Source organism: Pseudomonas sp. RU47, assembly GCF_004011755.1.
Taxonomy (GTDB): domain Bacteria; phylum Pseudomonadota; class Gammaproteobacteria; order Pseudomonadales; family Pseudomonadaceae; genus Aquipseudomonas.
The window spans coordinates 4,291,564-4,316,562 of record NZ_CP022411.1; the positions used below are offsets into that span (position 1 = coordinate 4,291,564).

Here is a 24,999-nt window from a genome sequence, read left to right on the forward strand (position 1 = left end):
CGGGAGAATCTCATGAGCGACTTCAATACCCTCGAACTGCAAACCGACCCACGGGGTTTCGCGACGCTGTGGCTTAACCGCGCCGAAAAGAACAACGCGTTCAACGCCGAAATGATCCGCGAGTTGATCCTTGCCCTCGACAAAGTCGCCAGCGACGCCAGCCTGCGTTTCTTGCTGGTGCGTGGCCGTGGCAAGCATTTCAGCGCCGGCGCCGATCTGGCGTGGATGCAGCAATCGGCCGAGCTCGATTACCACACCAACCTCGACGACGCCCGCGAACTCGCGGAGCTGATGTACAACCTCGCCAAGCTGAAAATTCCCACAGTCGCCGTGGTCCAAGGCGCGGCGTTCGGTGGTGCACTGGGGTTGATCAGTTGCTGCGACATGGCGATTGGCGCCGATGATGCGCAATTCTGCCTGTCGGAAGTGCGCATTGGTCTGGCCCCTGCGGTAATCAGCCCGTTCGTGGTGCAGGCCATCGGCGAACGTGCTGCGCGGCGCTATGCGCTGACCGCCGAACGTTTCGGCGGCCAACGCGCTCGGGAAATCGGCTTGTTGTCCGACAGCTATCCAGCCGCTGAACTGGAACAACAAGTCGAACAGTGGATCAACAACCTGCTGCTCAACAGCCCCGCCGCGATGCGTGCCAGCAAGGATTTGCTGCGTGAAGTCGGCAACGGCGCGCTGACCCCGGCACTGCGCCGTTATACCGAAAACGCCATCGCCCGTATCCGCGTCAGCCCCGAAGGCCAGGAAGGTCTGCGCGCTTTTCTGCAAAAACGTCCGCCGAGCTGGCAAGCCGCAACCACCACCAAGGAGCCGCGTTGATGAGCGCACCTGTTCTCACCACCCTGCTGGTGGCCAACCGTGGCGAAATTGCCTGTCGCGTAATGCGCACCGCCAAAGCGCTGGGCCTGACCACGGTCGCCGTGCACAGCGCCACCGACCGTGAAGCGCGGCACAGCCGTGAAGCCGACATTCGCGTCGATCTCGGTGGCAGCAAAGCCGCCGACAGTTATCTGCAAATCGACAAACTGATCGCGGCGGCCAAGGCCAGCGGCGCGCAGGCGATTCATCCGGGTTACGGGTTTCTCTCGGAAAACGCCGGTTTCGCCCGAGCTATCGAAGCGGCCGGTTTGATTTTCCTCGGCCCGCCCGCTTCGGCCATCGATGCCATGGGCAGCAAATCCGCCGCCAAAGCGCTGATGGAAACCGCTGGCGTGCCACTGGTGCCGGGTTATCACGGTGAAGCGCAGGATCTCGAGACCTTCCGCGATGCTTGCGAGCGTATCGGTTATCCGGTGCTGCTCAAGGCCACGGCCGGCGGTGGCGGCAAAGGCATGAAAGTGGTCGAGGACGTCAGCCAACTCGCCGAAGCCCTCGCCTCGGCACAGCGTGAAGCGCAGTCATCGTTTGGCGATTCGCGGATGCTGGTGGAAAAATATCTGCTCAAGCCGCGTCACGTGGAAATCCAGGTGTTCGCCGATCAACATGGCAACTGCCTGTACCTCAACGAGCGTGATTGCTCGATTCAACGGCGCCATCAGAAAGTCGTCGAAGAAGCTCCGGCCCCGGGCTTGTCCCCGGATCTGCGTCGGGCGATGGGCGAGGCGGCTGTGCGCTCGGCGCAGGCGATCGGATATGTCGGCGCCGGTACTGTGGAATTTTTGCTGGATGCGCGCGGTGAGTTCTTCTTTATGGAGATGAATACGCGCCTGCAAGTGGAGCATCCAGTGACCGAGGCCATCACCGGTCTGGACCTGGTCGCGTGGCAGATCCGCGTAGCCCGTGGTGAAGCGCTGCCGATCACCCAGGCGCAAGTGCCGTTGAACGGTCATGCGATTGAAGTGCGCTTGTACGCTGAAGACCCTGCGAATGACTTCCTGCCGTCGACCGGGCGTCTGGCGTTGTATCGCGAATCGGCTGAAGGGCCTGGGCGCCGGGTCGATAGCGGAGTTGAAGAAGGCGATGAAATTTCGCCGTTTTACGACCCGATGCTCGGCAAACTGATTGCCTGGGGCGAGGATCGTGAGCAGGCGCGCCTGCGTCTGTTGAGCATGCTCGACGAATTCGCGATTGGCGGATTGAAGACCAACATCAACTTTTTGCGGCGGATCATCGCCCATCCCGCGTTTGCGGCGGCGGAGCTGGATACCGGGTTTATTCCGCGCTATCAGGAGCAATTGCTGCCTGCCCCCGGCACGTTGAGCGATGAATTCTGGAAAGCGGCGGCTCAAGCGGTGGCGCAAAGCCTGCCCCAGCTTGTGCGTCAGGATGACCCTGCTTCGCCGTGGTCATTCAATAGTGGTTTACGTGCAGGTCTGCCACTGGAAATCACCCTGCATTTGAGTTGCGAGGGCCAGGATCGCGCCTTGACGCTGAATGCCGCTGATCACGCCAGACTGTCGGGTGAAACACTCATCGTCGAGCACGACGGCGTCCGTCGTACGTTGCGCGCCATTCGCCAGGGCGATGCGCTCTATCTGCAATGGGAAGGCGAGTTGCGGCGCATCGAGACGTACGACCCGATCAGTGCCGTCGAAGCCAGCCACAGCCATCAGGGCGGACTGACCGCGCCAATGAACGGCAGCATTGTCCGTGTGCTGGTCGAGGCTGGGCAATCGGTAGAGGCCGGTGCGCAACTGGTGGTGCTGGAAGCGATGAAGATGGAACACAGCATCCGTGCGCCGCATGCCGGGGTGATCAAAGCGCTGTATTGCCAGGAAGGTGAAATGGTCGGCGAAGGCAGCGCTTTGGTTGAACTGGAAGCAGTGTGAATATGAGGATCGATCCTACGCCTGGCGAGGATCGATCTGACTAGTAACGCGCCGTTGCCTGAACCACAACGCCGATGATTCGACACTCATCGGTCAGCAGCGCCTTTGGCCACGTCGGATTGAGCGGTACCAGGTAACGCTGGCCGCCCTCTTCGTCCAGCTTGCGGAAGATCGCTTCAGGGCTGTCGGGCCATTGGGCGATTACCAGTTTACCGGGCACCGCCTCGGCCGCCGGGTCGACCAGAATCAGCATGCCTTCGGCAATGCTCTGGCCACTGGGGGCGGTCATTGAATCCCCCGTCACCGTCAACCAGAACGCCGGACCACGCGCGTGGTAATCCGTCAGTTCGAAGCGCTGTTTGCCTGAAGGCTTGGCGTAGGACGTGGCGTCGCTCTCGCGCACCTCGCACGTTGTCTGCCAATCGCTGACCGGGTAACGGAAATACGGGTTGTACTTCTGCGCCAGCGGCATGTCGTCGTCAGGTGTTATTTGCGGTTCCCGGATCACCAGCACCACTTCCAGAAAATCCATGCCCAGCGCTTGCAGCACGCGATTCATTTGCGTGATGCCGGGTTCGCGACGCTTGTTCAGCCAATGGCCGATCCCGCCCTGGGACATGCCGACGCGCTCTCCGAGCTCTGTTTGAGTGATTTTGAGTTCACTCATCTTGGCCTTGACCAACTCAATCCATTTATCCATGTGCAGCACCTTACGTCGACGCCTTCGGCCAGCAAAACACATATTGTAGTATTTAAATTCTGGTCACAACTACACATAGTACTATTCTGAAGGCACGGATTTTCAATCGACCAAGGAGTGCCTCTTCATCATGAATATCAGCAGCAAAGACTTGCCCGATCTGCAAATGGACACCACCTTCACCTCGCCTCAGGGCAATGCAGCGGCGCAGCGAGCGTTGGACTATTACTTGAAACCAGCTGTGTCAGAACCCGAGGTAGACGAACGCTTTTTCGATGTCAGGCGCCATCTGAGCGGCGAAGAAGCCCTGGTGCACGCCTCGGATCTGTTGCGCTGTGCCGCAGCCACGGCGTTCAAGGCAGCCGAAAACCTGCAAGGCGCGAGTCGCGATCTGGCGTTTTCAGTGGTGCACATGGTGGATATGGCGCGGGCAATGGTCGACCATTCGCTCGATGGCGATGAAGCTTGAGCAACGGGACAGCGGACGGACAGGAAAGAATTTTCCAATCGCGCAGATAAAAACATTTGACTTGCAAATGATAATGATTATTATTGCATGCAGCTGGTCGCGAGATCAGTCGATGGACCAGAGACCTTAGGTCGGTCTTCTGGACTATCTCCTCATCAGGCTAATCACGGTTTTTGACCCGGCTTTTTGCCGGGTCTTTTTTTGCCCGTTTTTCGGGCTTGTGGCTTCAGGCTAATGAAGTCTTTAGGTGTTGCAAATTCGATGGCGCGGATAATATCAAAAGAATATCGCTTGGCAAGCCGAGCCCGGCCACATTGGGGCAAACTAATGACAATTAGCACTTGAGAATCAATCGCACAGTCTCTAAGCTGCATCCGCGTCATGGAGGACGCCCCCCGCCACACCCCGCAATTCCCCTCGGTTTCAGACCTGCCTGCGTGTAAAGTAACGGCCATAAAAATCATATTCAGGAATCGATTATGACCGTGGCCAAATCCTCGTTCGACATCAGTGCCAACTTCGACAGCGGCAACATCCAAGTCATCGACATCAGCAATCCGCTCAATCCGGTTCTGGCCATTCGCCCGGATACCCGCAGCGCCCATTTTCAGTGGTTCCACTTCAAGGCCAGCGGCCTGCATGTTCATCAGGAACACTGGTTTCGCCTGGTCAACGCCAGCCAGTCCTCCTATAACAAAGCCTGGACCGGCTATCAGGCAGTCGCCTCCTACGACCACGTCAACTGGTTCCGCATTCCAACCAGTTTTGAAGGTGACAGCCTGCGTTTTTGCCTTGAGGCGGAGCAAACCCATGCATGGTTTGCGTATTTCGAACCCTACAGCCGTGGCCGTCACGACTGGCTGATCGACCAGGCCCTGAGCAAGGCCGGCACCGAACTGCTGGCCACCGGCAAGAGCGTCGAAGGTCGCGATATTCAACTGCTGCGCAAAGGCACCGGCGCCGAAGGCCAGCGCAAAATCTGGATCATTGCTCAACAGCATCCGGGTGAGCACATGGCCGAGTGGTTCATGGAAGGCGTCATCGAACGCCTGGAAAGACACGACGATCCCGTGCTGAACAAACTGCTGGCCAGCGCTGATTTGTACCTGGTGCCGAACATGAATCCGGACGGTGCCTTCCACGGTCACCTGCGCACCAATGCGATGGGCCAGGACTTGAACCGCGCCTGGCAGAACGCCAGTCAGGACGTCAGCCCCGAGGTACTTTTCGTACAGCAGCAAATGGAAAAGTATGGCGTCGATCTGTTCCTCGACGTACATGGCGACGAAGAAATCCCCCACGTATTCACCGCCGGTTGTGAAGGCAATCCGGGTTACACGCCGCGCATCGAAAAGCTCGAAGAGCATTTCCGCAGCCACCTGAAACACACCACCAAAGACTTCCAGACCAAGTACGGCTACACCCGCGACGAACCGGGCCAAGCCAACATGACCCTGGCGTGCAACAGCGTCGGACAGAAATACGACTGCCTGTCACTGACCCTGGAGATGCCGTTCAAGGATCACGACGACCATCCCGACAAAGTCACCGGCTGGTCGGGCAAACGCTCGAAACAACTAGGCAAAGACGTGCTGACCACCATCGCCGACATGGTTGATACCTTGCGCTGATCCCCTCCTCCGTCCCTCAAAAGATCGCAGCTTGTCTGCGATCTTTTGCTTTCTGCCATTCGTACTTTCGCGCAAACAGGTTGCAAAATAAAACCTGAATCAATACCGTGACCAAGGTTTTATTTTGAAACCTAAAAGGATGCGGGATATGAAACCTCTCAACAGCAGCGCCGTTTTGCTTTTCTCTGTGGCCTGCGGTCTGGCCGTGGGCAACGTGTATTACGCCCAGCCATTGCTGGACGCCATGGCTGAAGCGTTTGCGATGTCGCCGGCGACTATCGGCATCGTCATCACCCTGACGCAAATCGGTTACGGCATCGGCCTGGTGTTACTGGTGCCCCTCGGCGATCTGCTCAATCGACGCCGATTGATCGTCACTCAAACCCTGCTGTCGGCAGCGGCGTTGTTGATGATCGCGCTGGCGCCCAGCAGTGTCTGGCTGCTGCTCGGCATGACGTTGACGGGGCTGCTCGCCGTGGTGACGCAGGTGCTGGTGGCTTACGCCGCCACACTGGCGATCCCTACACAACGCGGGCGCGTGGTCGGTGTGGTCACCAGCGGTATCGTCGTCGGCATCTTGCTGGCACGCACGGTCGCCGGCGGCATGGCCGATCTGGCCGGCTGGCGTGCAATCTACTTTCTGTCAGCAGGGCTGACACTGTTGATGGCGTTGCTGCTGTTTCGCGTCCTGCCCAAGCGCGAATCTCCACAACCGGCGACTGGCTACATCGCACTGATCGCCTCGGTATTCAGTCTGTTCAAAGAAGAACCGGTGCTGCGCCAACGCGCATTCCTCGCCCTGCTGACCTTCGCCAGCGCGATGGTGCTGTGGACGCCGATGGTGTTGCCACTGGCCGCGCCGCCACTGTCCCTGTCGCACAGTGAAATCGGTCTGTTCGGTCTGGCCGGCGCAGCAGGTGCGCTGGCCGCCGCACGGGCCGGACACTTGGCTGATCGCGGCCTCGGCCAATGGGTCAGCGGACTTTCGCTGTTGCTGATGCTCGCCTCCTGGCTGCCGATCGCCCTCACCCAATCCTCGTTGTGGGCATTACTGCTGGGTGTGATCACCCTCGATTTGGCTCTGCAAGCCGTGCACGTCACCAGCCAAAGCATGATTTACGCTGTGCGCCCCGAAGCGCAAAGCCGCCTCACTGCCGGTTACATGCTGTTCTACTCGATCGGCAGCGCGCTCGGCTCCATCGGTTCGACCGCGATGTACGCGTGGGCCGGCTGGATCGGCGTGTGCCTGCTCGGCGCGGGCATCAACGCCGTGGCGCTGGCTTACTGGTGGTTGACCCTGAAAAGCGGCGCACCGGCAGGATGCGCCACTCCGACGAGTTAACTGCGATCGCGACCACGCAACATGCTGTCGAGCACTTCGTCACGGCGTACCCAGCCATGGAACAACGCCGCCGCCAGATGCAGCAGCACCGTCAGGAACAGCAAATAGGCCAGATAGCCATGAGCCTTGCGCAAAAACGCGAACAACTGCGCATCGGCCGGGACGATCGATGGCAACTGCAACGTTGTGCTGAGCATGACCGGCTCACCCGAGGCGCTGATCATCGCCCAGCCCAGCAACGGCAACACCAGCATCAACGCGTACAACAACAGATGTGAAGCCTTGGCCGCCAGCACTTGCCAGCCTGGCAGATCCGCGGGCAACGGTGGCTGGCGCGTGGTGAGCCGCACCAGCAAACGCACAATCACCAACGCCAGAATCGCGATGCCCAGCGGTTTGTGCAGATGGATCAGCCATTCATGCCGCTCGGAAACCGAGGTGACCATACCCGCACCGATAAACAGCATGGCAATGATCATCAGCGCCATCAGCCAATGCAGCAGTCGCGCCAACAGGGCGAAATGCGTCGGTTGAGTTCTCATGGACGAGCCTCCTGTTTAGCGGCGGGCAACTGACTGACTTCGCTGGTGCGACGCAGGTAGGAATTGGCGTAACCGGCGGAACGGGCCGCGAGCAACGGGTCGTCGGAACCTTGAATCCCGGCCGGCAACACCAGCGGGTCGTAGTTGATATCACGGCATTCGCCGCTCAGTTGTGGCTGGGTCTTTTCCAGCACCAGCGTGCCGGCATTCAACACCTTTCGTCCTTCGGGCCAGGTCTTGCTGGCATCGCTCACCGGATCCTCAGGATTGGCCAGGGTGATGTTCAACTGAAAGCGCAGCGGCGCTGAGGCCAAACGTTGCACCAGATCCTTCTCGAGAAAATCGCCCCCCTCAGGCGCAGTGGCGCCCGCAGCGTCCCGTGCCAACGGTGTCATGCTCCAGCGTACGGCCTGCTTTTTACCGCTGGCGTCGACCAGATAAAACGCGTTGACGCTGTTGTAAGTTTCGGTGGCATAACTGGCCGACGGCTTGGCGGTTTTCACCCAAGTCAGAAACGGCACGGCTTCCGGGTGCGAGGCAAAGAATGCCGGGACCTTGCTCGGATCAGGTTTACCCGTGGCTGGATCCGGCGACTGTGCCTGCTGCAATTGATAAAACGCCTCAGGCGTACCGACCGGGAACACCGGCATGCTGTTCATCCCGGTGCGCCACTGCTGCCCGTTGGCCTGGGTGAACCGCAGCGCCAGACTGCGAATCGGCACGCTGCTGTCCGGTGCGTACGGATTGCCCGCCGGCAGCGCGAATCGCCCAACCACCGGAGTCTGCGGCTCGTTGAACACTTGCGCAGTGGAAAACACCCGCGCCTCGCCACTGCTCTCGAAATGCCCGATCACGCACACGCCTTTGGCATGGTTACGGCGAAACCCGGGGTGTACGCCGTTGTTCTTCTCCAGCACATCGACCAGCGCTTTTGGCGTCAGGCGTTGTGGGTCGAAGTTACCGTGAACGTAGGCAAACGCCCCGGCCACTGCAGCGACTACCACGGCAATGCCGCCCAGACGCAGAACCAGGCTCGCCGCACTCAGTGGCGGGCGCTGTGGGTCGCCGGGCGGTGCAGAATCGGGTGATGAACGATCAACCATGAAAGACTCCAGGGCCATCGGCCACAAGTAGGAAGAATCAGCAAGACGCACCTCGTGTGGATTTATTCCCCGCCTCGGTATTTATTTTTCCGAACGTGGAATAACCTCCAACGACGGACGTCTCCCTAGTCCACAGCGTAGTGACTAGCAGAATTTCATGAGCGAATTCGACGAACAGTTGAGAGAAATCATTCCCAGATTGCGCCGCTTTGCCGTGTCACTGACACGCAACAGCAGCAGCGCCGACGATCTGGTGCAGGCGTGCCTTGAGCGGGCGCTGTCGAGTTGGGGCGACAAACGCGCTGAAGGTGACTTGCGTGCCTGGCTGTTTGCGATCCTCTATCGGCAGTTTCTCGATGCCCATCGCCGCTCGCGACGCTACGCGCGGATGCTCGAGTTCTTTACCGGTCGCGACGATGCCGAACCCTCGGCGGAGCGCACAGTCATCGCCCAATCGACCCTGCAAGCCTTCGACCGTCTACCCACCGAACAGCGCGCCCTGCTGCTGATGGTCTCGGTGGAAGGCCTTTCCTATAAAGAGGTCGCCGAGATTCTCGACGCCCCGATCGGCACCGTGATGTCGCGCCTGTCCCGCGCCCGCCAGGCATTACGCCAGCTCAGCGACGGCGAAATCAGCAGCCCTTCTTTGCGGATACTCAAATGATCAGCCTGCCTCCCAACGAGCGTGACTTGCACGCCTATGTCGACCACCAGCTCAGCGACGCCGACCGGCGCGTGCTGGAGACCTGGCTGGCCAACCATCCGGACGAAGCGGCGCAGGTTCGCGCCTGGCAACAGGATGCCCAACAATTGCGCGCGGCACTCAGCGGTGCGTTGCAGCAACCTGCCAATCCGGCCCTTGACCCTGCCATGATCCGTCAGCGCCGCCAGCGTCAGTCACGGCGTCATCTGGCCAGCGCCGCGGTGTTGCTGATCGCAGTGAGCATCGGAGGCTTCAGTGGCTGGCAGGCTCGCGAAATGACTCTCGTGCGCCCATCCATGTTACCGATGACCGACGCCTTGCAAGCCTATCGCTTGATCGCCCAGCAAGGGATGCTGCCGGCCGATTACAAGGTCGACAATGACGGCGACATGCAACGCTGGCTCGATCGTTATTTCAACCGGGCCAGTCGTTTACCGGACCTGAAGGCGGCCGGGTTCGAACCGGTCAGCGGACGCTTGCTCAGCACTGACGAAGGCCCGGCGGCGATGGTCATGTATGAGGATGGCAGCGGGCATAAGGTGAGTTTCTACGTGCGCCCGCCGGGGCCAAAGAACACCTTTTTGCCCCGTGGCAGCCGCAGTGACGGAGACTTGCAGGCGCAGTACTGGTCGGGCGACGGGTACAACTATGCGATGGTCAGCCCGGTTGATACGCCGGCGGCGCAACAGCTCAAGCAATCACTGCAATTCTGAATCCAGTGAGGACTCCAATGTGGGAGCGAGCCTGCTCGCGAATGCGGTGGATCAGCAACACTGTTGTCGACTGACATCCCCATTCGCGAGCAGGCTCGCTCCCACAAGGGTTCAGCGTCAGGCTCAGAAACCTACGTCGAGCACCACATTGTCCAGATAGGTTCCCGCCGGCGGTGTGGTCTGGTCGGTGTAGATCTTCGCGTTGTAGTTGAAGATCTGGCTGCCCGTGCCCAACCCGTTACCCGGATTGACCTCGGCATCGGTACTCGCCCGCCGCGCCGCGCCGACACTGCCCCAGCGCGTAGTGCCGGCGCTTTTGAAAATGTCGTAGGCCAGATAATTGCTCCCGGAAATCATCCGTCGCCGGCCGCCGACACTCACCGCGTTCTGCCCGTCGCTCAATCCCACTGTATAAGCACTGCCCTTGGTGCAGGCCAGATTGATGGTCTGTCCGGTCACCGGCGTGAACGCGCTGACCACCGGCGCGCTGCCGAACGCGATGTTCGGCGCAGTAATCGTGCAGTCATTGGACACCGTCAGATTCACCGTCAGCGAAGTCGTGCCGTTGGCGATATCGCGCCCGAGACAGATAGCGCCAATGCCGATCCCAGAGCAGTAATTCCAGTTCCAGAAAATGCTCAGCGTCTCGGTATACACCCCGGCGGCAACGTTGCTGCCAATGGTTGTACCGAGGTAGAGCGGCACCGTTTTCGGCGTCGTACCATTGAGCAGGCCAAGGGCATCGATGATGCCGTTGCGCGCAAAGTCATAGGCCGTGCCGCGGGTCAGCGGGTAACTGGTGCTGTTGTTGGCGTAGATCGTGTAGCTGATGACATCGCCGGTCGGCCCGACCAGCCCCCCTTGAGTCGAAGACACAGTGCCCCAGAAGTGGTCGTTACTGGTCAGCAAGGACAGCAGCGAACCGGTGCAACTCAAACCCGCATTCAGTGTGGAACTGGGCTGCGAAGTCGTGCGCACGGCAATCGAACTGAGCGTACCGAACGCCGCCGGTGTGGTGCTGACCACCGAGCACGCGGCCTGCACCGGCCCCGGCAGCATCAGCGCCAGCATCAATAGCCATCGCCTGAACATCATTGACACACCAACGGCCCGAGCAATGGCACCTGATCCTGATTCAGGTCGACGCTGAACTGTGCCCGACAGGTCTTGCCGTCGCCCAGCGTGACCAGCAGCGAATTCTGCGCCTGCAGGTTTTCCAGATAAACCAGCCCATCCCAACCGACCACCGTCCGCGTGCCGCTCTGCTCATGCAGCACGCCCGCGCCCAGCGGCAGCTCACGCTGCTGCGCATCGACCAGCACGATGCTCGCGGCGATCACCCGGCTCAGCGGAAACTCCAGCAGATAACCGCTGCCTCGGCGCACGGCAATGCGCTGTTCGACGTTGGGGCTGCGCACGTTGGCCGGCAGATTCAGTGGATCGATTTCATACTTGCCGCGGTAATACGCGCTGCTCCACGGCACCAGCAAATGACCGTTCTTGTCGGTCTGACCGACCTGCTGGTTTTCGTAGCGCACCGGAATGTCGGCGAAACCCTCGGTGCTGACCACCACAAACGCATCGTCGATGCGGTTGGCGGCGAACACCTGGCGATCCATCCACACCAGCGAACCACTGGCGTCGGCCCAACGGGTTTCGGCGTCGGAAGTGCCATAGACCCCGGCCTGCAATTGCACCGACTGCAGGCGCCAGGTCACGTCAGCCTGACGATAATCGGCGCCATCACCCTTGGCGTAACCCAGATTGAAACCTACGCCCCCCTCAGTCGGCACCGCACGACTGTAGTTGACCCGCTGCTGGCTCTGCCCGGTTTTACTGCGCTCGGTGCTGATCGCCAGACTGCCGCGCAGATCGAACGGGACCACCAGTTGCGCCTGCACAGCCCAGTTGCTGTCGCCGATCTCGCGGTTGGCCGAGAGGTAGAAACTGCTGTTGCGCCACAGCGGTTTGCTCCAGCTCAGGTTGAGCAGACGCGTGCGTGAATCGTCCGCCGCACGCACATCGAAATAGCCGGCGCCGAGGCTGCCCCAGCGGTCGAGATTGAGGCTCAAGGTCGCCTGTTCGCTGCGCCGGCTCAGGCTGATATAAGGGCTGTCGACCACGGTCAGGTCGGCGTATTGATCATGCCGTTGCAGGCGCTGATAAGAAAAACTGAAACGCTGGTTGCTGTACTGATAGCCCAAACTGATTTGCTGACCGCCCTCACCGTCGAAACGGCTCTGGCTCAACGCACTGTTAAGCACGCCAAAATTGCCCAGTTGCAGGTTGCCACCGAGGCCACCGAGGGTCAGCGAGTCGGCTGCTTCGGCATGGCTTTCCAGAGTAAAACTGTCGCTGACGCCATAACGCAGGCTGCCGGACGTGACACCCGGGCCATAGTTGAAATCCTTCAAGCCGTAGTCGCGGCGCAACGTACCGGCGGCCACGGAAAAATCGCTCAAGCCCTTTTGCAGCAAGGTGCTGGTGACATAGAACGGCACCGTGGTCGACACCTGCCGGCCCAATGCATCGGTGGTCACCACCACCGCTTCGCCCGCGCCGTTGATGAACGGAATGTTGGTCAGCGTGTATGGCCCGGGTTGCAAATCTGCGCTGCTGGACTTGTAGCCATTGATGAACAGATCCACCGAGGACGGCACTGCTGCTTCACCGGCAAATTGTGGCAGCGGATAGGTCACCAGATCCGGGCGCACCGCAAAATCCCGAGAGAACTGCACGCCGCCCAAACGCACCGAACTGCTCCACGGCAACGCACCGCTGATCACGTCACCGGCCTCGTAGGTGAGCATTCGCTCGTCATCGGAGTAACGCCAGGTGGTGTCGTAACGCAGGTAGCCATTGTTCAGCGTGTTGAGTGAATCACCGGACAAGGTGCGCCGGTATTGCCCGGTATTGGACAACGTGCCCCAACTGTCGAACAGCCGCACTTCGTTCCACGCCGCCAGATAAGTGCCGGCATCGTCGGTGTCGTTGAGGTACAAGTCATAGTTGAACAGCGCGCCGAAACTGCTCAATGCCGGAGTGCGCGGGTAAGCCTGGCGATTACCGATGAACTGTTCCGGCAGCCAGTCCGGCGGCACGTCCAGCAGCAGGCGCTGACCGACACTGTCATAGTCGCTGTGCAGCCCCGACAGGCTGTCGAGATCGACCTCGACGGCGAGGTTGTCGGGCAGTTTCATGCCGGTTTCGCGCAACGCCGTCGCCGGTACAAACAAGCGCCCGTCGCGCTGCTGCACCGCCACGACGCGTCCGGTATTCATCTGGTTGACCACCAGTTCCAGAAACAACTGTGCATCACTCACGGCCTCCATGCCGCTGGGCGGCGGCGGCAGATCGCCGGCCCCGGATGGTTGAACGAACATCAGGCAACACGCGCCGGTGATGAACCACAACGGACGCTGAATACGGCGAGCCAATCCCGGGCTCATACACGTTTTACGTCCGTCAATGGACTGAATCCTCCTGATACCGCTTTAGCCGCCGCCAGATGTTGGCGCGACGACTCACTCACTTGGCCGGCGTAATGCTCTGCACCTGCGCCGCACCATTGACCCGCACCTGCAACGCCGACTCATTCGACAGCGCCGCCGGTGCCGGCCAGCGCATCACTGCGCCCGGCAGCACGTAGCCCAACAGCCCTTCGGCCAACGGTTTGCTCTGCCCGGCCTGTTTGATGGCCACGTCGGTCAGTCGCGCATGCACCGCGCCCTGATTGCGCACCTCGACATAAGGCTTGCCGTCCACGGCCACCGTGCGCCAGCTCAACTGCGGCAGGCCCACGCCTTTGGGATCTCGTGCGCGAGTGCTGTCTTCTTTGCTCCACAGCCCGGCGCCATAGGCAAACAGCGGCACCGAGTAACGCATCTGGAAACGGATCGCCGCAGCGGTTTTGCCACCGTCAGCGCTCGCTGGTTGTGCGGAAGGAATTTCATCGATGATGATCCGGTAGGCCAGTTCCTGCCCCGGCGGCACCTCTTTGGTCCGGGTCAGACGCACCAATTGTTTCTGCCCCGGTTCGATCTTCGCCACTGGCGGGCTGCCGATCACGTCGCGCTGATTCTGGTACTGCTCCGCGAAACCGCTCTGGCTCCAGCCGAATACGCGGATCTGCAGATTGGCGGTTTCGCTGCCGCGGTTCTCCAGCCACAGCGCACTGGCCTGTTGATCGGCCTCCAGCACCGGATCGATCGGCCAGATCAGCACCGAACTTGCAGCGTTTACAGAATTCATCCCCAGCATGAGCAAGGCCGCTATCGCGCAAACCCCGAGCGAACGCCCTGACGTGTAACACTGCATAAACCTGCTCCTTGTCGGCAATCCTGACTTCGCCTCACCACGACAGTTGCACCTGCAACACATCGCTGTACGTCCCCCCAGGCTGATTGCCCGGCAACTGCACCTGACCGTAGATTGGCAGGCTGATATTGTTCGCATCGCTGTAAGCCACCGCCACACTCTGGCCAATGCCCAGGCTCTGGCTGTAGGCCGCATCGCGAAACAGCGCATACGCCACCCGCGCACTGCCGCTGTTGACCTGCATGTGCCGGCCGCTGTTGTTGTACTGGCCGCCATCGACGCTCATGTTCAAGGTCACGCCCGGCGTACATTGCAATTGCACGCCCCCCGTCAGCGCGACCTGCACCGTGCCGGTGGCCAACGCTGAACGTGAACCGAAATTCAGCCCGCCGTAGTTCGACACCCCGCCCACCACCAGACATCCCGCGGTGACCGTGGCGCTGACCTGAAAGCTCTGGCTGGTCGCGGCGGTCAGCGGCAGCGGCGCACTCCCCGCACAGAGCAGGAGCAGCGCGGCACAGCCATGACGACGCATGGCATCAGAACGTCAGTTCAACAGCGACGGTGTCGGTGTAAGTCCCCGCTGGCAAACCGGCCTTGCCCACCGCCTGACCGTAGAGGTTCACCGTCTGCGCAACGCCGGTGCTGGCGGCGAGGTTGATCGTCCCGTCAATCGCCAGCAGTTGCGAGTGCCCGGCGTCGGTGTACAAGTCGTACGGCACGTAATTGGCCACCCCGTCGTACAACGCTCGGGTGCCGCCCGGCGACATGCCATCATGGGAACCGGCGCGCACCTTGACCGTCGGCGTAGTGCCGCTGGAGCAGAGAATCGACAGCGCTCCGCCGCCACCGCCCAGCACTTGCCCGGTGGCGGTGGTGAACAGGCTGTTGGCGGTGCCGAAGTTCAACGCACCGAAGTTCAGCCCGGTCGAACCGCCGGCACCGTTAACCTGACAACTGCTGATCAGAATCAGGCTGGAGGTGATCTGGCCGGTGACCGTGGTGGCGGCGTTGACACTGGAAACCAGCGCCAGGCCGAACAGTGACAAACCTATCCTTGATGCAAACGTACGCATGGTGTCCATCCTCTACGGGGTTACCAGTCGAGCGTCACCGTCAGGGTGTCGGTATAGACCCCTGCCGGCACCGCGCGGGTATTCGCCACCACCGAGCCAAATACCGGAATGGGTATCTGCGCAGCGCTGGTGACAGCGAAATTGTGTTGCTGGCCGATGCTGTAGCTCCGGGCGCCGGAGGGATCGACGAACAGCTGATAGGGAATGGTCTGGCGGCCGTTGCTCAGGCGCCGGGTGTTGCCGTCACCGTGGGTACCGCCATCGATGGTGACGGTGAAACCGGTGACCGACGGATTGCAGGCGACGTTGAGCTTGCCGCTGCTGTCGCCATCGAGGCTGGCCTTGATCGGCGCGTTCCAGGTGGGCCCCTGCAGGCCGAAATCGAGGGTACCAAGATTGCTGACCGGGCTGGCGGGACTGGCGTTGTTGGTGACTTCGCAACCGGCAATCAGGATCAGCCGCGCATTGATCTGCCCGCTCATCGCCGCTTGCGCGTCGTCGGCGAGCAATACCAGCGTCCCTGCTACGACCACCATCCAAAGCTTGCCTGTCATTGCGTCCGTCCCTGCTCCTTGATGGTGACTCATCCACCGCGCTCGTCATCGAACGCCTTCCTTGCACGCCCCGCGTCCACCGGGTGCCTGTTGAAACCGTGATCACCAGGTGACCGTCACCTTGACCAGATCCGAGTAACGGCTGACCTGTGGCACTTCGGCCAGCGGCTCGATCCGCGCGTACAACGGTAATTCCACGGTGCCGCTGTCCGGCACCCGCCCGCTGACCGGCACATCCACCACCAGCGGCACCCGCCTGGCCGCGTCCTGATACAAGCGGTACGGAATCGGCTTGCTGCCCGTCGAACCAGCCATGTAGCGGACTTCACCGACCCCGCCATGCAAACCACCGTCGACGCGCATCTGGTACGGCGTGTCCGGGTTGCACTCCAGCCGTGGCAGGCGCTGATTGGTCAACGCCGCGCCCAATGGCCCGGACGGGTCGTCAAGGCGCGCAGTGCTGCCGAAGTCGAGCACACCCAGTTGCTCGATGCCGGCGCCACGCTGCTGGCCGATCAACTGGCAGCCACGCTGCACGTCAACGCGCACTTCGACCTGAAGATCCGCCGCATAGACGGGCGCAACGAGCACACCCAGCAATCCCATGACCACCTGTACTTTCACTGCGCCGTTCCTTGTCAGCGATCGCTTGCGACGTCGTTTCTGTGATTGAGGTTAGCAACGGTCGACGATTCCGCCAGTCGATTGGATCCATGGATCGCCCGGGATATGTTTCGAAAGGTTGGCAAGTGGTCGGGCCAACTCGCTAAAAATAGCTGTACGCACCAGACAAAATCGTCCAATAACCGCCCACTCTCGATTCGTCGCGGTGGCTGGCGAACTCGGCGTCTGGTTACACTACGTCGCCGCGCTTCCGGGAGCCGGTTCTACGAATACGGAGACGCCCACAGTGCCTGCCCAACCGCCGAAACGATCGCGACTGACCCAGCGCTGGCCGGCGTTGCGCCGCTGGTTCGGCAAGGGTTTACCAGCCAGCGCCGGGCATGACGCCAGTGCCCAGTCGATCCGCGATTACTTCCGGCACAAAGCCAGCGCTCAGGGCTACACCCTCAGCCACAGCCAGCAGCACGTCATCGATTGCATGGCGCAACAGGCCAGTCTGCTGTTTGGCGCCAGTAGCCGAACCGCGCCGAGCCTGTATCTGTTCGGTGCCGTCGGACGTGGCAAGAGCTGGCTGCTCGACGGTTTTTTTCATGCCTTGCCGATCACCCAGAAACGACGCCTGCATTTCCATCAGTTCTTCGCGCAATTGCATCAAGGCATGTTCAGCCATCGCGCGCAGGACGATGCCCTCGAAGTGACCCTCGACGAACTGCTGGAGGATTGTCGGGTGCTGTGTTTTGACGAGTTTCATGTGCATGACATCGGCGATGCCATGCTCATCACCCGGCTGTTCAAGGCATTGTTCAAACGGCGGATTCTGCTGCTGGTGACCTCCAACTATGCGCCCGAGGGCCTGCTACCCAATCCGCTCTATCACGCCCGTTTCAAACCGGTGATCGAGCTGATCAACGCGCACATGCAAGTGATGGAAGTCGGCGGCCCGCATGATTACCGCAGTCACACACGCCACTCTGCGCAGCAGATATTCACTCAGGGGCATTACGTGTGGCCCGCCACGCCCGCACAACGCGCCGCGCTGGAGCTGCCGCCTGCAGATGCGCCAGCCATCAGGTTAGCGGTTGGCACCCGACAGTTTCAGGCGCGGCTGTGTGACGCACGGCGTGTCGGTTTTACCTTCAGCGATCTGTGCGAACAGCCGACGGCGGTCATGGATTATCTGGAATTGTGTCGACGTTTCGACCGCTGGATCATTGATGATCTACCCGAGCTGGGAGAGTGCTCGATCGCTGCGCAACAACGCTTCATCAACCTGATCGACGTGCTGTACGACCAGGACAAACACCTGACGCTGCTCGGTCGACTGCCGTTGCGTGAAAGCCTCGACGGCCATGCCATTGACCTGGCGCGCACACGCAGCCGGTTGGGGCAATTGCAAGAGATACACGATAACGACTGACCACACAGCTCATGTGGGAGCGAGCCTGCTCGCGAAGACGGGGTGTCAGTCAATACATAAGAGGCCGACATTCCGCTTTCGCGAGCAGGCTCGCTCCCACAAAAGGCATCTGAAGTTTCGCCACCTACCCAATTTCAAATCCGGGTATTGCCGTTATCATGTCGCCCATCCTCAGCGCCCCAGCGTCGCTCCACTGATCAATAGCGAACACCAACATGCACACCCTTGCTCAATTACGCGCCGGCGAGTTGTCGGGCATCACGCGACTGGACCTGTCTTGTGGCCTGACCGAATTCCCGCGCGAGATTTTCGACCTGGCCGACACGCTGGAAATCCTCAACCTCAGCGGCAACGCCCTGAGCAGTCTGCCGGATGACTTGCACCGTCTGACGCGCCTGCGCGTGCTGTTCTGTTCCGACAACCCGTTCACTGAACTGCCGGCCTGCCTCGGCCAATGCGCGGCGTTGACGATGATCGGTTTCAGGGCCAATCGCATCGTCAACGTACCCGGTGCTGCCTTGCCGCCACAGCTGCGCTGGCTGATCCTGACCGACAACTGCATCGAACACCTGCCGAACGAACTGGGTGAACGTCCTGCCCTGCAGAAACTCATGCTGTCCGGCAACCGTCTGCAAACGCTGCCATCCTCCCTGAGCAACAGCCATAGGCTGGAGCTGCTGCGCATTTCCGCCAACCGCCTGACCGAACTGCCGCAGTGGCTGCTCGCGCTGCCGAGCCTGAGCTGGCTGGCCTACGCCGGTAACCCGCTGGAAACCGAGGCGGACGCCGCCGCGCTGCAGGCGACGGCGCAAATCCCCTGGTCGGCGCTACGTCTGGAGCAACGCTTGGGTGAAGGCGCCTCGGGGGTGATTTCCCGGGCGAGCTGGCAGCGCGACGATGGCTCAGTGACGCCGGTCGCGGTGAAACTGTACAAGGGTGAAATGACCAGCGACGGCTCGCCGCTGCACGAAATGAATGCCTGCATCACCGCAGGTCTTCATCCCAATCTGATCCGCATCGAAGGGCGCATCAGTGACCATCCCCAGGGCCAGCAGGGATTGGTGATGCAACTGATCGATCCGTCGTTCAGCAACCTCGCCGATCTGCCAAGCCTGGCATCCTGCTCGCGAGATGTGTATGCCGATGATTGCCGATTCGGCGCCGATGTTGCGCTGAACATTGCCAAAGGCATCGCTTCGGCAGCCGATCACTTGCACCAGCAAGGCATCACCCATGGCGACCTCTACGGGCACAACATTCTGCTGAACGAGCGCGGCGATTGCCTGCTTGGGGATTTTGGCGGGGCGTCGTTCCATGCAGTCGCCGACACAGTAGAAACGCGCGCGTTGCAACGCATCGAAGTGCGTGCGTTCGGGATTTTGCTCGGGGAATTGCTGGCGCGCATCGACTCGGGGTTGAGTGATGAGCGGCGTCGGGCTCTTGAGGAACTGGAGCGACGTTGCTGTCAGGCGGATGTGCTGGCGCGGCCGGGGTTTGCTGAGGTCATGAAGCAACTTGAAGATCTGTGACCGCTGCGCGGTCAATCGCTGGCAGGCTAGCTCCCACACTGGATCTGTGGCGTTCACAAATCCCCTGTGGGAGCTAGCCTCCTAGCGATGAGGCCATCACTGAAGAAACAGATCAGCCCGCCAGGCCGACAAACATGTCCTGCACGTCATCATGGTTGTCGAGGCCTTCGAGGAACGCTTCAACTTCAGCCATCTGCTCATCGCTCAAACCGCTGACCGGGTTCTTCGGCTGGTAACCCAGCTTGGCCGACAGCACGGTGAAGCCTTGCTCTGGCAGCGCCTTCTGCACCGAATCCAGATCGGTAGGATCGGTCAGAAACAGCGTCGCGCCGTCTTCGCCCGGCTCGAAATCCTGAGCACCGGCTTCAATCGCGGCCATTTCCGGATCGGCGTCCGGGGAGTCCGGCGAGGCTTCGATCATGCCGACGTGGTTGAAGTCCCAGGCCACGGAGCCTGAGGCACCCAGTTGGCCTTTACGGAACGCTACGCGGATTTCGGCGACGGTACGGTTGATGTTGTCGGTCACGCACTCGACGATCAGCGGCACCTGGTGCGGGGCGAACCCTTCGTAGGTGACGCGATGGTATTGCACGGTTTCACCCAGCAGACCGGCGCCTTTCTTGATCGCGCGATCCAGGGTTTCTTTTGGCATCGAGGCTTTCTTGGCCTGTTCGACCACCAGACGCAGGTGTGCGTTGGTGGTGGTATCGGCACCGTTGCGGGCAGCGATGGTGATTTCCTTCACCAGTTTGCCGAAGATCTTGCCCTTGGCGTTAGCTGCCGCTTCTTTGTGTTTAACCTTCCACTGTGCGCCCATTACTCACTCTCTTGATCTGTGGCGCCGAGACATCTATTGGCCGACGCGTGGCGCCAAGTTTATACGGCCTAAAGTCGGCAATCGACCAAAAAAATGCAATGCAGAATCGACATCTTCACTAGAGCTTGTAGGGGGATTCTGAAAAACGGCTTTGACATGACCATTCAGCGCTGTGGTTTCGTACCCTCTCAGGCCCGTATTGCCTGACAGAGCCTGTTCGAATGCTCAATGACAAGGAAAGTCCTTTTACCCTGACCCTGACCGACAGCGGCCTGAGCCTGCCGGTGCTGCGTTTTCAAGGCGAAGAAGCGCTCAACCAGCCTTACCGTTTCGACATCGAACTGATCGGCCTCGCGCCCGCCATGGCGCCGGGTACATTCCTGCACCAACCGGCCTTTTTGCGTCTGGACGATCATCATGGGGTTCACGGCATGATCGACAGTGCCAGTTGCGAACATCGCGGCACGCACCGGATCGGCTATCGACTGACCTTGGTGCCTCGTCTGCAAAGGCTGGCCCAACCGGGCAAGCGGCGGGTGTTTGTGCACCTGAGCGTGCCGCAGATTCTCCAACAATTGCTCACGGAAAATGCCCTGCCCATTAATGGTTACCGGATTGAAATGACCGTCGGTCAATACCCGGCCCGGCCGTTTTGCATCCAGTACGAAGAAAGCGATCTGGCGCTGCTGGACAGGCTTTGTGAAGAAGAAGGCATTCACTATCACTTCGAACACCGGGTCGACGGTCACGTTGTCGTGTTTGCCGATGACAGCCTGAGCCTGCCGCAAATGCCGGCGCTGCTGCCGTTCAAAGTGTGCGAGCAAACACCGTCACCCTGCGTCAGTGCGCTGTTTCAGCACCATCACGCCGCGCCCATCGCCACGCTGCATACCGTGCGCAATCGAGGGCAGCAGACAAGCCGTGACGATGCCGCCAACCACGGCACGGCGACCGCCCTGCCGCCAATACCCTCCCTCGAACAACGTCACCACGAACAACGCAGCCGTCGACATCTGGAGAGGCAACGCGGTCAGCATCGGACGATCAACGGCCGCAGTGACCGGGTCGGTTTGCTCAGTGGGCACCTGCTACAAGTGTCGGCGCATCCGGTCAGCCACTTCAATGAACAATGGCGGCTCACCGCCCTGCGCCATCACGGGCAGCATCCGTCGATTCTTGACCCTGGCCCAAACGTCCATCGTTACCACAACGACTTCAGCGCCCAGCCCTGGTCATCCGACTTTCGCCCGGCGCTCAGACAACCCCGGCCCAGCGTCGCCGGCTATCACCTGGCCCGGGTGCTCGGGCCTGCCGGGCAACCGGCGCAACTCGATGACCAGGGCCGAGTCGCCGTGCGCCTGTGGCCGTCGGATACCGAGCACACGCTTGATCACCACGCGATCTGGCTGCCCATCGCCATGACCCGGACCCATCGCCGAATCGCACAGGACGAATTGCCCTGCACCGGCAGCGAAGTGTGGGTGAGTTTCCTCGACAGCGATCCAGACCGACCGATTCTGTGCCTGGGCAACTCACGCAACCCTACGCCTCGCGAGCCACCGCCCGCGCGCGACAACAGCTTATTGCTGGACTGGCTGTTCAATAGCGACGCCCGCTGATCCAGCCTGCGGCTGCTCCTGCATCAGTCAGCAGTGCTTCAGGCTTTGTCAGCCTTGCCCGCCGCTGCGGCGAATTTCGCCAGACGCACATCCAGGTGCCGAGGTCGCCGCCCATGATCCTCGGCGCGCTCCTTGCGGCGGATGGCGTTGCGCACCATCAACGAGCCGAGGTAGCGGATCGGCTCCGGCGGGAAATACCCCAGCGGCCCGTTGACCAGCGGCGAGCGCGTCCACGGGTTGTCGAGACCTTGCACCAGGGCGGCAAGAATCTGCCCGCCCATGTGGCACGGGCCGACGCCGCTGCCCGAATAACCGAAACCGTAAAACACATTGCCCGCGCTGCTCATCTGGCCGAAGAACGGTAATCCGGTGACTGAGCGATCCGACGGGCCATTCCAGGTGGCATCGACTTTCACATCGGCAAAGGCCGGGAAGAAGTCCGCCAGGCTGCTTTTGAGCAGGCCGGCGTACGGCGACGGCTGATCGAACACCGGCAGCATGCGCCCACCAAACGCGAAGGTATTGCCGCCCTTGCCGAGCATGATCCGACCGTCCGGGGTGTTGTGGTAGTAGTGCACGAAAATCCGCGAATCGAGCACGGTGACACCGCTGGTCAGGCCGATTTCCTGCAACAGATCCGGGCGCGGCTCGGTGATCAGCATGTCGCTGGAAACGATTGCCACGCTGCGTTCGAACTGCGGGAAGGCACGGGCCATCCACGCATTCATCGCCAGCACTACTCGATCGGCAACGATGCTGCCGTTCGGCGTCTGCAGGCGCGCAGGACGGCCCTCCTCCAGCCCGGTCATCGCGGTGCTTTCGTGGATCTTCACGCCCAGCTGCAGCGCCACCCGACGCAAGCCGCGCACCAGTTTGCCGGGTTGCACACTGGCCGCTGCCGGCGAAAACCAGCCCTCCAGATGCTTGCCTGAACCGGCCATGCGCTGCACATCGGCGAGCGGACGCTGGGTGAACGAGTTGATGCCATTGCGTTCCAGTGCGGCGATGACGGCGTCGGTCGAGCCGACCTGCGCGCGATTGGTCGCGGTGTACAGCGTGCCATCGAGCCGGTAATCGGCATCGACGCCGTACTGCTCACAGAACTCGCCGATCGCGTGAATGCTGCGTTCCGATTCCTTGACCAGACGCACCGCCTCCTCAACACCAAACAAGCGCTCAAGGGTGAAATATTTTGCCGACCATGACAGCGCACAACCGCCATTACGCCCACTGGCGCCGGCGCCGCAAATGTCCGCTTCGATCAACAACACATCGAGTTCGGGGTTCTGCTGCTTGAGCATGATTGCCGTCCACAACCCGGTATAGCCGCCGCCGACAATGCACACATCGGTGCGGACCTCGCCCTGCAACGGCGGGCAGGGTTCAGACGTATCGGCCTGCAAGGCCTGCTCCAGCCAAAACGGTCTCATGGGGTTTCTCCAGTCAGTTGGCCACGTCACAGCTTGCCGCGAGCGTCGCAGCAAGCCGCGAGGCACAGGGTTTCAGGAACGCAGGGGTTTGATCGTCAGCGGGCAATTGGGGATTGAGGCACGCGGTTCCATCACGCCGACCGGGCGGCTGTTCCAGTGCGGAATCAGCACCAGCGCCGAGAACAGCGCACAACCGGCGAAGACGATGAACACTGTCACCGAGTCGAAGTAACCCGGCAGCAAACCACCGAGTACCGCACCCACCGATCCACAGCCGTTGACGAAACCGGCAGCGGTGGCGCCAGCCTTGGCCTTGCCGAAGTCGATCGCAGCGGCGCCGCTGATCATCGAATCCGGGCCGTACAGGGTCAGGCCCATGACAAACAACAATGCGACCACCAGCAACACACTGCCGGTCTGCAACGCAGCCATGAACAGCGCCAGCGTCACGGTCAGCGCCAACAGGCTCAACACACAGGCCGGCATACGGCGGGCGCCGAACAGTTTGTCCGAGGCCAGCCCGATCAGGATCGGCCCGAGCAACCCGGCCAGTTCGAACGAAGTGGGAATGATCGCCGCGCCGACCTTGCCGACACTGGGCATCTGTTCAAAGACAATCACCGGGCCCCACAACAGAATCGCGTAACGCGCCGGTTTCAACATGAAATATGCCAGGCCCAGCACCAGCACCGTGCGGTTACGCAGGATTTCCTTTAACGGCTCCCAGACACTGAGCTTGCTATTGGCTTCAGTTTCTTCCGCCGTCAGTTCCGGTTCCGGCTCGACTGCCGGCAAACCGACGTCTTCCGGCTTGTTGCGCTGAAAGATAAAGAACAACACCGCCATCACGGCAACCACCACCGCACTGGAAATGAACGCCGCGTGCCAGGTGCCCATCAAGGTGTACGCCCACCAGCCGGCGAACGGCGACGCCACCAGACCGCCAAACGCGTAGCAGGAACTCCATAACCCGAGCACCCGCCCGCGCTGCTGGGACGGGAAGAAACTGCCGAGGTTTTTGCACAATCCCGACCATCCGGTGGACTGCGCCAAGCCCTGAATCAACATGCACGTAGCGAAGATCGGCAGCGTGGCGAAACTGCCCATCACCAACGCCGCGGCTGCGGAAATCAACAAACCACCGAGCACGACAACTCGCGGGCCAAAGCGGTCGGCAAGCATGCCCCAGGTGAATTGGCCGAGGGCATAAGCCGCCAGATAGATCGCATCGAGATTGGCCATGGCCATCTTGTCGAGCATGAAGGTCGGGTCTTCGGCGATGCCCAGTTTGGCCACCGAAAACGCTTTGCGGGTGAAGTAGAAAGCGGCGTACGCCAGCCAGGTAATCGCGAAAATCTGCACGCGCCAACGCGCAATGGTGCCGATGTGCTTGTTCATGGTGGTTCTGACCTCAGGGTGTGAGTGTGCCGGCAGAATCGTTAAGAAAAACGCCTGTGTTTTTATTGTTGAGCACTGCGATATCACCCCGTCCCTACGGCGATATCGGTCAGATGAGTCCTGCTGTTGCACGCACAGGCTCATGGCCACCGTGCTGCCCGAGCGGGCAGTCAGCGATGGCGTGAGCCGATCAAAGCAATTACTGTTTAATAAATAAAATCGATTTATCGTATTTCAC

The 24,999-nt window shown here is 60.9% G+C and carries 24 protein-coding genes; 10 read left to right on the forward strand and 14 right to left on the reverse strand.

Translation table 11 applies throughout. The features are described 5' to 3' along the window. Window positions 1-12 precede the first annotated feature (12 nt). Together CCX46_RS19480 and CCX46_RS19485 are read left to right on the forward strand one after the other, a co-directional pair. A complete protein-coding gene (locus CCX46_RS19480; protein ID WP_127928979.1) occupies window positions 13-828 on the forward strand; it encodes a gamma-carboxygeranoyl-CoA hydratase in 816 nt (271 codons plus the stop codon). Continuing rightward, the gene (locus CCX46_RS19485; RefSeq protein ID WP_127928980.1) at window positions 828-2,777 is read left to right on the forward strand and encodes an acetyl/propionyl/methylcrotonyl-CoA carboxylase subunit alpha; all 1,950 of its coding nucleotides are present in this window, start codon (window positions 828-830) and stop codon (window positions 2,775-2,777) included. The genes CCX46_RS19480 and CCX46_RS19485 overlap by 1 nt, the downstream gene beginning before the upstream one ends. A 40-nt stretch (window positions 2,778-2,817) precedes the next feature. On the opposite strand, the gene CCX46_RS19490 is transcribed toward CCX46_RS19485, so the two are convergent. After that, the gene (locus tag CCX46_RS19490) at window positions 2,818-3,477 is read right to left on the reverse strand and encodes a LexA family protein (RefSeq protein WP_224794656.1); all 660 of its coding nucleotides are present in this window, start codon (window positions 3,475-3,477) and stop codon (window positions 2,818-2,820) included. 130 nt (window positions 3,478-3,607) lie between these two features. On the opposite strand from CCX46_RS19490, the gene CCX46_RS19495 reads away from it, so the two are divergent. Further along, window positions 3,608-3,946 (forward strand): DUF6124 family protein, encoded by a 339-nt coding sequence (locus CCX46_RS19495; protein WP_093434137.1) that lies wholly within the window; start codon window positions 3,608-3,610, stop codon window positions 3,944-3,946. 164 nt (window positions 3,947-4,110) lie between these two features. Here CCX46_RS19495 and CCX46_RS19500 read toward each other — a convergent pair whose 3' ends face one another. Next, a complete protein-coding gene (locus CCX46_RS19500; protein WP_127928982.1) occupies window positions 4,111-4,329 on the reverse strand; it encodes a hypothetical protein in 219 nt (72 codons plus the stop codon). Between the two features lie 96 nt (window positions 4,330-4,425). Here CCX46_RS19500 and CCX46_RS19505 point away from each other — a divergent pair, with 96 nt between their 5' ends. Together CCX46_RS19505 and CCX46_RS19510 are read left to right on the forward strand one after the other, a co-directional pair. Further along, on the forward strand, window positions 4,426-5,577 hold the full coding sequence (locus CCX46_RS19505; RefSeq protein ID WP_095118185.1) for a M14 family metallopeptidase: 1,152 nt from the start codon (window positions 4,426-4,428) through the stop codon (window positions 5,575-5,577). Between the two features lie 148 nt (window positions 5,578-5,725). Further along, a complete protein-coding gene (locus CCX46_RS19510; protein ID WP_127928983.1) occupies window positions 5,726-6,919 on the forward strand; it encodes an MFS transporter in 1,194 nt (397 codons plus the stop codon). Here CCX46_RS19510 and CCX46_RS19515 read toward each other — a convergent pair. Both CCX46_RS19515 and CCX46_RS19520 read right to left on the reverse strand, forming a co-directional pair. Next, a complete protein-coding gene (locus CCX46_RS19515; RefSeq protein WP_127928984.1) occupies window positions 6,916-7,461 on the reverse strand; it encodes a cytochrome b in 546 nt (181 codons plus the stop codon). The genes CCX46_RS19510 and CCX46_RS19515 overlap by 4 nt on opposite strands. After that, the gene (locus tag CCX46_RS19520; protein WP_127928985.1) at window positions 7,458-8,564 is read right to left on the reverse strand and encodes a catalase family peroxidase; all 1,107 of its coding nucleotides are present in this window, start codon (window positions 8,562-8,564) and stop codon (window positions 7,458-7,460) included. The genes CCX46_RS19515 and CCX46_RS19520 overlap by 4 nt, the downstream gene beginning before the upstream one ends. A 157-nt stretch (window positions 8,565-8,721) precedes the next feature. Between CCX46_RS19520 and CCX46_RS19525 the strand changes: the two genes are divergently transcribed. Both CCX46_RS19525 and CCX46_RS19530 read left to right on the forward strand, forming a co-directional pair. Then, window positions 8,722-9,228, forward strand: coding sequence for an RNA polymerase sigma factor (locus CCX46_RS19525; protein ID WP_127928986.1), 507 nt, complete (start codon window positions 8,722-8,724; stop codon window positions 9,226-9,228). Further along, window positions 9,225-9,980: an anti-sigma factor family protein gene (locus CCX46_RS19530; RefSeq protein ID WP_127928987.1), complete on the forward strand. Its 756-nt coding sequence runs from the start codon at window positions 9,225-9,227 to the stop codon at window positions 9,978-9,980. The genes CCX46_RS19525 and CCX46_RS19530 overlap by 4 nt, the downstream gene beginning before the upstream one ends. Window positions 9,981-10,103: 123 nt before the next feature. Here the strand turns inward: CCX46_RS19530 and CCX46_RS19535 are convergent, their stop codons facing one another. The 7 genes from CCX46_RS19535 to CCX46_RS19565 all read right to left on the reverse strand — a co-directional run bounded on the left by CCX46_RS19535 (window position 10,104) and on the right by CCX46_RS19565 (window position 16,533). After that, entirely contained in the window at window positions 10,104-11,075 is a 972-nt protein-coding gene (locus tag CCX46_RS19535; RefSeq protein ID WP_127928988.1) for a Csu type fimbrial protein, read from the reverse strand. Further along, window positions 11,072-13,429, reverse strand: a complete 2,358-nt coding sequence (locus CCX46_RS19540; protein ID WP_127928989.1) for a fimbria/pilus outer membrane usher protein — start codon at window positions 13,427-13,429, stop codon at window positions 11,072-11,074. The genes CCX46_RS19535 and CCX46_RS19540 overlap by 4 nt, the downstream gene beginning before the upstream one ends. 79 nt (window positions 13,430-13,508) lie before the next feature. Further along, on the reverse strand, window positions 13,509-14,297 hold the full coding sequence (locus CCX46_RS19545) for a fimbrial biogenesis chaperone (RefSeq protein ID WP_127928990.1): 789 nt from the start codon (window positions 14,295-14,297) through the stop codon (window positions 13,509-13,511). A gap of 34 nt (window positions 14,298-14,331) precedes the next feature. Then, a complete protein-coding gene (locus tag CCX46_RS19550; protein WP_122607800.1) occupies window positions 14,332-14,832 on the reverse strand; it encodes a Csu type fimbrial protein in 501 nt (166 codons plus the stop codon). A 4-nt stretch (window positions 14,833-14,836) separates the two neighbouring features. Then, the gene (locus CCX46_RS19555; protein ID WP_127928991.1) at window positions 14,837-15,373 is read right to left on the reverse strand and encodes a Csu type fimbrial protein; all 537 of its coding nucleotides are present in this window, start codon (window positions 15,371-15,373) and stop codon (window positions 14,837-14,839) included. Window positions 15,374-15,393: 20 nt separating this feature from the next. Continuing rightward, window positions 15,394-15,927 carry a Csu type fimbrial protein gene (locus tag CCX46_RS19560; RefSeq protein ID WP_127928992.1) on the reverse strand — a complete coding sequence of 178 codons (534 nt, stop codon included), beginning with the start codon at window positions 15,925-15,927 and terminating at the stop codon, window positions 15,394-15,396. A gap of 102 nt (window positions 15,928-16,029) precedes the next feature. Then, complete coding sequence (locus tag CCX46_RS19565; protein ID WP_127930428.1) at window positions 16,030-16,533, reverse strand: Csu type fimbrial protein; 504 nt, start codon at window positions 16,531-16,533, stop codon at window positions 16,030-16,032. A gap of 304 nt (window positions 16,534-16,837) precedes the next feature. On the opposite strand from CCX46_RS19565, the gene zapE reads away from it, so the two are divergent. Continuing rightward, window positions 16,838-17,968: a cell division protein ZapE gene (zapE, locus tag CCX46_RS19570; protein WP_127928993.1), complete on the forward strand. Its 1,131-nt coding sequence runs from the start codon at window positions 16,838-16,840 to the stop codon at window positions 17,966-17,968. A 215-nt stretch (window positions 17,969-18,183) separates the two neighbouring features. Beyond that, window positions 18,184-19,497 carry a leucine-rich repeat-containing protein kinase family protein gene (locus CCX46_RS19575; RefSeq protein ID WP_127928994.1) on the forward strand — a complete coding sequence of 438 codons (1,314 nt, stop codon included), beginning with the start codon at window positions 18,184-18,186 and terminating at the stop codon, window positions 19,495-19,497. A gap of 112 nt (window positions 19,498-19,609) precedes the next feature. Here CCX46_RS19575 and CCX46_RS19580 read toward each other — a convergent pair whose 3' ends face one another. Further along, on the reverse strand, window positions 19,610-20,314 hold the full coding sequence (locus tag CCX46_RS19580) for a YebC/PmpR family DNA-binding transcriptional regulator (RefSeq protein ID WP_127928995.1): 705 nt from the start codon (window positions 20,312-20,314) through the stop codon (window positions 19,610-19,612). Between the two features lie 221 nt (window positions 20,315-20,535). On the opposite strand from CCX46_RS19580, the gene CCX46_RS19585 reads away from it, so the two are divergent. Next, entirely contained in the window at window positions 20,536-21,933 is a 1,398-nt protein-coding gene (locus CCX46_RS19585; RefSeq protein ID WP_127928996.1) for a type VI secretion system Vgr family protein, read from the forward strand. A gap of 38 nt (window positions 21,934-21,971) precedes the next feature. Here CCX46_RS19585 and CCX46_RS19590 read toward each other — a convergent pair whose 3' ends face one another. Both CCX46_RS19590 and CCX46_RS19595 read right to left on the reverse strand, forming a co-directional pair. Next, window positions 21,972-23,363 carry an FAD-dependent oxidoreductase gene (locus tag CCX46_RS19590; RefSeq protein WP_127928997.1) on the reverse strand — a complete coding sequence of 464 codons (1,392 nt, stop codon included), beginning with the start codon at window positions 23,361-23,363 and terminating at the stop codon, window positions 21,972-21,974. 72 nt (window positions 23,364-23,435) lie between these two features. After that, a complete protein-coding gene (locus CCX46_RS19595; protein ID WP_127928998.1) occupies window positions 23,436-24,761 on the reverse strand; it encodes an MFS transporter in 1,326 nt (441 codons plus the stop codon). Between the last annotated feature and the right edge of the window lie 238 nt (window positions 24,762-24,999).

What these genes read in the sequence shown, in the direction of transcription:
- CCX46_RS19480 (WP_127928979.1), top strand. Translation starts at nt 13, where the DNA reads ATGAGCGACTTCAATACCCTCGAACTGCAAACCGACCCACGGGGTTTC.
- CCX46_RS19485 (WP_127928980.1), top strand. Translation starts at nt 828, where the DNA reads ATGAGCGCACCTGTTCTCACCACCCTGCTGGTGGCCAACCGTGGCGAA.
- CCX46_RS19490 (WP_224794656.1), bottom strand. Translation starts at nt 3,477, where the DNA reads ATGGATAAATGGATTGAGTTGGTCAAGGCCAAGATGAGTGAACTCAAA.
- CCX46_RS19495 (WP_093434137.1), top strand. Translation starts at nt 3,608, where the DNA reads ATGAATATCAGCAGCAAAGACTTGCCCGATCTGCAAATGGACACCACC.
- CCX46_RS19500 (WP_127928982.1), bottom strand. Translation starts at nt 4,329, where the DNA reads ATGACGCGGATGCAGCTTAGAGACTGTGCGATTGATTCTCAAGTGCTA.
- CCX46_RS19505 (WP_095118185.1), top strand. Translation starts at nt 4,426, where the DNA reads ATGACCGTGGCCAAATCCTCGTTCGACATCAGTGCCAACTTCGACAGC.
- CCX46_RS19510 (WP_127928983.1), top strand. Translation starts at nt 5,726, where the DNA reads ATGAAACCTCTCAACAGCAGCGCCGTTTTGCTTTTCTCTGTGGCCTGC.
- CCX46_RS19515 (WP_127928984.1), bottom strand. Translation starts at nt 7,461, where the DNA reads ATGAGAACTCAACCGACGCATTTCGCCCTGTTGGCGCGACTGCTGCAT.
- CCX46_RS19520 (WP_127928985.1), bottom strand. Translation starts at nt 8,564, where the DNA reads ATGGTTGATCGTTCATCACCCGATTCTGCACCGCCCGGCGACCCACAG.
- CCX46_RS19525 (WP_127928986.1), top strand. Translation starts at nt 8,722, where the DNA reads ATGAGCGAATTCGACGAACAGTTGAGAGAAATCATTCCCAGATTGCGC.
- CCX46_RS19530 (WP_127928987.1), top strand. Translation starts at nt 9,225, where the DNA reads ATGATCAGCCTGCCTCCCAACGAGCGTGACTTGCACGCCTATGTCGAC.
- CCX46_RS19535 (WP_127928988.1), bottom strand. Translation starts at nt 11,075, where the DNA reads ATGATGTTCAGGCGATGGCTATTGATGCTGGCGCTGATGCTGCCGGGG.
- CCX46_RS19540 (WP_127928989.1), bottom strand. Translation starts at nt 13,429, where the DNA reads ATGAGCCCGGGATTGGCTCGCCGTATTCAGCGTCCGTTGTGGTTCATC.
- CCX46_RS19545 (WP_127928990.1), bottom strand. Translation starts at nt 14,297, where the DNA reads ATGCAGTGTTACACGTCAGGGCGTTCGCTCGGGGTTTGCGCGATAGCG.
- CCX46_RS19550 (WP_122607800.1), bottom strand. Translation starts at nt 14,832, where the DNA reads ATGCGTCGTCATGGCTGTGCCGCGCTGCTCCTGCTCTGTGCGGGGAGT.
- CCX46_RS19555 (WP_127928991.1), bottom strand. Translation starts at nt 15,373, where the DNA reads ATGCGTACGTTTGCATCAAGGATAGGTTTGTCACTGTTCGGCCTGGCG.
- CCX46_RS19560 (WP_127928992.1), bottom strand. Translation starts at nt 15,927, where the DNA reads ATGACAGGCAAGCTTTGGATGGTGGTCGTAGCAGGGACGCTGGTATTG.
- CCX46_RS19565 (WP_127930428.1), bottom strand. Translation starts at nt 16,533, where the DNA reads ATGGGATTGCTGGGTGTGCTCGTTGCGCCCGTCTATGCGGCGGATCTT.
- CCX46_RS19575 (WP_127928994.1), top strand. Translation starts at nt 18,184, where the DNA reads ATGCACACCCTTGCTCAATTACGCGCCGGCGAGTTGTCGGGCATCACG.
- CCX46_RS19580 (WP_127928995.1), bottom strand. Translation starts at nt 20,314, where the DNA reads ATGGGCGCACAGTGGAAGGTTAAACACAAAGAAGCGGCAGCTAACGCC.
- CCX46_RS19585 (WP_127928996.1), top strand. Translation starts at nt 20,536, where the DNA reads ATGCTCAATGACAAGGAAAGTCCTTTTACCCTGACCCTGACCGACAGC.
- CCX46_RS19590 (WP_127928997.1), bottom strand. Translation starts at nt 23,363, where the DNA reads ATGAGACCGTTTTGGCTGGAGCAGGCCTTGCAGGCCGATACGTCTGAA.
- CCX46_RS19595 (WP_127928998.1), bottom strand. Translation starts at nt 24,761, where the DNA reads ATGAACAAGCACATCGGCACCATTGCGCGTTGGCGCGTGCAGATTTTC.